Annotated in this window: 9 protein-coding genes; 4 read left to right on the forward strand and 5 right to left on the reverse strand. The window is 57.9% G+C overall.

The genetic code is table 11. The annotated features are described in order from the left end of the window. Positions 1–37 precede the first annotated feature (37 nt). From IBX54_RS03450 to grxC, 5 genes are all read right to left on the reverse strand, one after another. Positions 38–361 (reverse strand): hypothetical protein, encoded by a 324-nt coding sequence (locus tag IBX54_RS03450; protein WP_296541264.1) that lies wholly within the window; start codon positions 359–361, stop codon positions 38–40. Further along, positions 345–776, reverse strand: coding sequence for a DUF302 domain-containing protein (locus tag IBX54_RS03455; protein WP_296541265.1), 432 nt, complete (start codon positions 774–776; stop codon positions 345–347). The genes IBX54_RS03450 and IBX54_RS03455 overlap by 17 nt, the downstream gene beginning before the upstream one ends. Positions 777–856: 80 nt before the next feature. Then, positions 857–1567 (reverse strand): hypothetical protein, encoded by a 711-nt coding sequence (locus tag IBX54_RS03460; RefSeq protein ID WP_296541266.1) that lies wholly within the window; start codon positions 1565–1567, stop codon positions 857–859. A 43-nt stretch (positions 1568–1610) separates the two neighbouring features. Next, complete coding sequence (locus IBX54_RS03465; protein ID WP_296541267.1) at positions 1611–1760, reverse strand: hypothetical protein; 150 nt, start codon at positions 1758–1760, stop codon at positions 1611–1613. Between the two features lie 84 nt (positions 1761–1844). Next, positions 1845–2102, reverse strand: coding sequence for a glutaredoxin 3 (gene grxC, locus IBX54_RS03470; RefSeq protein WP_296541268.1), 258 nt, complete (start codon positions 2100–2102; stop codon positions 1845–1847). Between the two features lie 102 nt (positions 2103–2204). On the opposite strand from grxC, the gene IBX54_RS03475 reads away from it, so the two are divergent. From IBX54_RS03475 to IBX54_RS03490, 4 genes are all read left to right on the forward strand, one after another. Further along, entirely contained in the window at positions 2205–3050 is an 846-nt protein-coding gene (locus tag IBX54_RS03475) for an AraC family transcriptional regulator (RefSeq protein WP_296541269.1), read from the forward strand. 157 nt (positions 3051–3207) lie between these two features. Beyond that, positions 3208–3990, forward strand: a complete 783-nt coding sequence (locus tag IBX54_RS03480; RefSeq protein ID WP_296541271.1) for a 3-hydroxybutyrate dehydrogenase — start codon at positions 3208–3210, stop codon at positions 3988–3990. 14 nt (positions 3991–4004) lie between these two features. After that, complete coding sequence (locus IBX54_RS03485) at positions 4005–4799, forward strand: acetoacetate decarboxylase (protein WP_296541272.1); 795 nt, start codon at positions 4005–4007, stop codon at positions 4797–4799. A gap of 3 nt (positions 4800–4802) precedes the next feature. Further along, the gene (locus tag IBX54_RS03490) at positions 4803–5903 is read left to right on the forward strand and encodes a patatin-like phospholipase family protein (protein WP_296541273.1); all 1101 of its coding nucleotides are present in this window, start codon (positions 4803–4805) and stop codon (positions 5901–5903) included. Positions 5904–6000 lie beyond the last annotated feature (97 nt).

Raw genomic sequence — 6000 nt, forward strand, 5'->3', positions numbered from 1 at the left:
GGGAAGTGTTGTTTTGACCGTGCTGCTTCAATAGTCGCTATGGCAGCCAGGTTCTTACACACCACGAAAATAGAAATAAAGCAAATAGCCGAGTCAGCAGATAAGTTGCGTTGGCGGAAACGTAATGCACCAGATTCATCGAGATCATGCGCCGGTAGGCGCTGGCAAAGCCAAACGACGCATGGTAAAGCGCCACGCCCAGCACCAGGCCAATGATCCACAACGTCACCGGCCGCCAGCCACCTGGCGCGACTTGCATCGCCACACCCAGCAGCGGCAAGCCAGCCAGCGCCAGTGCCAACTTCTGGCGCCGTGCCGCTAACGCAAAAACGGTCAGTGCGGGCTTAGTTGCCGACCGCATCGCGGGCAATCCGCTCAAAAATCGGATCCAGCTCGGCCGCCATGTCGTGCAGCTTGTCCGACGGGTAAGGTGCAAACACCGCACTCGGTGCGCGGTACGTCAGGTTGGCCGTGCCGTCGGTGTTTTCGGTCACATACAATCGAATTGGGGCTTCGATGCCGGCCGGAACATTGGCTTGCAGCATGCGCACTGCGTAGTCGTTGCGAAACACCATCAGCACAGTATTGCCGGGTATCTTGATGCCACGCCCGGCCGCTCCTGCGCTGGCACTGGCTGTGGCGACCAGGCCCATTTTTTGTTGCGCCACAGCCGCTTCAACGCGCGACACCAGGGTGCTGAAATCGTGCTTGCTGACCAACGTTTGTGTGCCCGGTAGCGCCGCCGAGTCGGCAAACGCCGTGCTGGTGGTCGCCAATACTGCGCTCAGGGCCAGGACCCGTGTGAAATGACGCTTGTTGATGGTGAATTTCCTTGCTCAAAAGATTAAAAAGGGAATCAACTTTGGCCCTGCCTTTGGCCGAGCAGCACATTCACCTGGCTGATCTGATCTTCGACAGAGATGGCAGTCCAACTGGTGATGTCCAGCGCGCGGTCTTCAAACACGTCCGTGCCGGGATGCTGCGCTGCCCATTGCGCCACCTTGGCGTCGCGCTGTCGCAGTAACTGGCGTATCTGCGGGCGAAACAGGACAAACATGGCGCTGATCCAGCGGTTCACCGGCCAGGATGGCGCGGCGTGGTCGATCTGGAAACGTTCAAGCAATTGCATCACGTCCTCGGCCCCGTACCAGGCCTCGGCCGTGACCCAGCGGTTGGTGGTGAACAAGCCCATCGGAAAACCATAGACATCCATTGAGATGCTTATCAAATGCGATAGCGCGTCTCGCCCTTCTGGCCAGGGTTCCGTAGCATTTTCATGCGCAACTGCTTGCATGCCGTCGGGCATACCGGGCGGGCGCAAAAAGGTATGAAAGTGGCCGTGTTCGCCCTCCAGCCCACGGTGCGCGTGGTAGTAATATTGCGACTGGGTTTCGCGGTCAAACACATCATCGTCGGGGAAATGGTTGAGCTCGATGAACTCACCTTCACCGCGCAATACCTCGCCAACGATGTTGAGCCCGCCCTTGGCCAGGACGCGGTAGCACTCGGCAATCTCAAGGGCGGCCGCGCGCATGGCGAGCAGTTCTGCCGTTGCCAGATCTTGCATGGACGGCGCAGTTGGCATGGTTAACCCCTTGGTCACTCGTGGCTCACATCTTGGCGGCGCATGGACTCTTCTGGGCAGCACAGGGGTTGCGCGGTGCGCCAGGGCTTTGGGTAAAGGCGGCGCAGACACCGAAGGCCATGTCGAAGATGGACGCCAGCACAGCCGAGCGGATGGGGGAAGAGATGTGTCTCATGCTTGACCTTAAACTGCTTGCAGTTGGGGGGATTGTTTCCTGACTGCTTAGACGCTGCCAGCGCTCAACTTCTTACACATCACCTCAAGCTTGCAGCAGCTCGTCCAGCCGCCGGGCCTTGTCCAGCGCGTTCAAATCATCAAACCCGCCCACATGAATATCGCCAATAAAGATTTGTGGCACGGTGCGCCTGCCGGTTTTTTCCGCCATGGCTTCCCACACGCCGGGCTCGGTGTCGACGCGAATTTTTTTGAACTGCGTGATGCCTTTGCGCGCCAGCAAGCGTTCTGCGCTTTGGCAATAGCCGCAACCCTGTGCGCTGTACATTGTGATGTCTGCCATGGTGTTCTCCTGTTGTGTTTGAAAGCCCAACTTTACCCAACGATACGATACGAATAGTGTTTTAAAGTATCATATAGATTACTATTTGTATCAAAACATGCCATGGACAGACTCACCTCTCTGCTTTCACACTTTTCCCTGCACGCTGGCGTGTTCTATACCGGCAACATCTGCGGCATTCATGACTTTGCGCAGGACGGTTTGCGTGGACACATTCACTTGATTCGGCGCGGACCAGTGCAAGTCATTGGTGTGAAGCAGGAGGTTTTTGACATCAGCGAGCCCACCTTGCTTTTTTTACCCCGCCCCGACACGCACCGGCTGGTGGCCGATGACCGCGCGGGGGCTGATGTGGTGTGCGCTACGGTTCAGTTTGGCGGTGGTGGTCGCAACCCGATCACCGATTCTCTGCCCAGTGTGGTGATGGTCAAGCTGACTGAATTGGCGGGTGTGGAGGCGTTGTTGGGGCTGATGTTTGACGAGGCATTTTCTGACCACAACGGCCGCCAGGCGGTGCTGGACCGGCTGTGTGAAGTGCTGATGATTCGGCTGTTGCGCCACTGCATTGACCAGGGTTTGACGCAAGGCGGCACCTTGGCCGGTCTGGCCGATGCCCGATTGGCCAAAACCATTACCGCCATTCATGACGACCCGGCGCAGGCGCGCGATTTGTCCAGCATGGCGGCGCTGGCGGGCATGTCACGGGCGCGCTTTGCCGTGCGCTTTCGCGAGGTCACCGGCGATACCCCGGCTGACTACCTGGCCTCATGGCGTGTGATGACCGCACAAGGCTTGCTTAAAAAAGGGCGGCAACTCAAGCATGTGGCTGACGATGTGGGCTACGGCAGTGCCAGCGCCTTGACGCGTGCTTTTGTGCGCAAGCTCGGCTGCTCGCCCACTGAATGGCTCAAGGGTGAGGAAGAAGCCATACCGGCCCTGTACGCATGAGACGTTCGACTCATAAAACGAGACGCAGGGTTTAAACGAGGCGCATCGCCCTGTAACCATCGGGTAGCAAGCAACGACTACCTTGAAGAAACATCGAACACCCGTTTGATGCCTGACCTGGCCGTAAAAGGCCTTAATTCTCTTCAAGGAACCCCTCATGTGGACAGGAAAAACTGCGCTCATCACCGGATCAACCAGCGGCATCGGCCTCGGCATTGCTGAATATTTCGCCCAAAATGGGGCCAACATCGTACTCAACGGCATGGGCGATGCCGCCGAGATTGAAGCTAACCGCGCCCGTCTGGAAGCCGCTTACCGCGTGCAGGTGCGGTTTCATGGGGCCGACATGAGCCAGCCCGAGGCAATTGAGGCCATGTTCGCTTCGGTGAATGCCGAGTTTGGTGGTGTGGACATTCTGGTCAACAACGCGGGCATCCAGTTTGTGGCCCCGGTGGACGAATTTCCCACGGCCAAGTGGGATGCCATTCTGGCGATCAATTTAACGTCAGCATTTCACACCACGCGATTGGCTCTGCCGCACATGAAAAAGAACCAGTGGGGGCGAATCATCCAGGTGGCATCTGCCCACGCATTGGTGGCCTCGCCTTTCAAGTCCGCTTATGTGGCGGCCAAACACGGCATTGCCGGGCTGACCAAGACGGTGGCGCTGGAAGTGGCCGAACTGGGCATCACCGTCAATGCGGTTTGCCCCGGTTACGTGTGGACGCCCTTGGTGGAGAAGCAAATTCCTGAAACGGCCAAGGCGCGGGGCATCACTGAAGAGCAAGTCATTCAAGACGTGTTGCTCACTGCCCAGCCGACCAAAAAATTTGTCACCGTCGAACAGGTCGCAGCGCTGGCTGGTTTTCTGGCCAGCGATGCGGCGGCCTCCATCACAGGGGCAGTGATTCCGATTGACGGTGGCTGGACGGCACACTGAAAGCACCCATCATCATGAATATTCAGGACATTCTCCAATTGCCGTCGATGCCAGCCGCATCGCCCTCGTATCCGCGTGGCCCCTACCGCTTTATTGACCGCGAATACCTGATCATCACTTACGAATCCGACCCCCAGGCGATTCGCGAAGCGCTGCCCGAACCATTGGAGCCCGACGGCAGCAACACCGTGCTGTATGAGTTCATCCGTATGCCCGACTCTGCCGGGTTCGGTAGTTACACCGAATCTGGCGTGGTGATCCCGGCGCTGTATCGCGGCGAGCACATCAACTTCACCGCGCAGATGTACCTCGATGATGAGCCGCCGATTGCCGGTGGCCGCGAGATTTGGGGCTTCCCTAAAAAACATGGTCATCCCAAGTTGACCGTGGTGCAAGACACGCTGACGGGCACGCTGGATTACGCAGGTGTGCAGGTGGCCGTGGGCACCATGGGTTATAAGCACCAACACTTACTTTACGACGTGGCGGGCAAGAAACAGTGCTCCTCAGCATCGATCATTGAAAAAATGAGCAAAACCCAGGTCAATCTCAAACTCATTCCTGGCGTGGACGGTGCGTTGGCGATCGCTCAACTGGTGGCCTATAACCTGACGGACATTGCCGTGCAAGGCGCTTGGTCCGGCCCGGCACGCCTGCACCTGGTGCCCCATGCCAATGCGCCAGTGGCGGATCTTCCGGTGCGCAAGGCCGTGGGTGGCCTGCACTTCATCGCCAATTTGACGCTGCCATACGGCCGCGTATTGCACGACTATCTGGCCCCTGCGGGGACCCTGCCCACAGGAGCATGAACCATGACAAAAGCCACATCAAACAAACTGCCAGGTCAAATCGTTCTGGTTATGCAAGGCGGCGGTGCACTGGGCGCATTCCAGGCCGGGGTGTATGAGGCCATGCACGAAGCCGGCATCGAGCCAGACTGGGTGGTGGGCACGTCGATTGGTGCCATCAACGGGGCCATCATTGCGGGCAACACGCCTGCCAACAGGATGGATCGGTTGCGTGAGTTCTGGCAGCAAGTGGCCAGCGCCCATACCTCATCCGAGCTCTGGAGCGCTTTTGGCCTGGGCAAGCTGGTCCACAACCTGGGTGCGGTGACTTCCGGTATCCCCGGGTTTTTCACTCCCAACCTGCAGGCCCACTTTGGCGCGCAGGTGCCGCTTGGCATTACCAACGCCAGTTATTACAGCACCGCTGCCCTGCGTGACACCCTGGCGCGGTTGGTCAATTTTGGCCTGATTGCCCAGGGCAACACCCGCTTGACATTGGGTGCCGTCAATGTGGCGTCTGGACGGATGCGCTACTTTGACAGCCGTGAAGATACCGTAGGGCTCGACCATGTCATGGCCTCCGGTGCGTTGCCGCCAGCTTTCCCAGCCGTAGAAATTGACGGTGAGCATTATTGGGATGGTGGCATTTACTCCAACACACCGATTGAAGTGGTGATGGACGACAACCCACGGCGTGATTCGGTCATCTTTACTGCCCAGCTATGGCAACAAGAAGACTCCCTGCCAAGCACCATGGCGCAGGTTAGTAGCCGTTTGAAAGACATTCAGTATGCCAGCCGCGCAGAGAGTCACCTCACACGCCAACAACAAATTCACCATCTGCGCCATGTGGTGCGCGAGTTGGGGCGAATGTTGCCACCGGGAGCCAGAACTTCGCCAGAAGCTCAGGAGCTGTTGAGCTGGGGTTGCGGCACTGTGATGCATGTGCTGCCCATACAGGCACCCATACTGCCAGGCGAAGACCATACCAAAGACCTCGACTTCACGCCTGGCGGTATCCAGGTGCGTTGGGATGCCGGGCGCGCGTTTGCACAGCGCAAAATTTCAGAAGCACCGTGGCGTGATGCAGTTGACTCAGCGCTGGGCATTGTGGTGCATCGATAAAGCATTTATCAGCATCAAGTCAACCCGTGACGCAATCTACGCAGACGAAAAAAATCCCTTGTAACTCATTGATTTACAAGGGATTTTCTAAACTATC

Source organism: Rhodoferax sp. (assembly GCF_014859475.1).
Taxonomy (GTDB): domain Bacteria; phylum Pseudomonadota; class Gammaproteobacteria; order Burkholderiales; family Burkholderiaceae_C; genus Rhodoferax.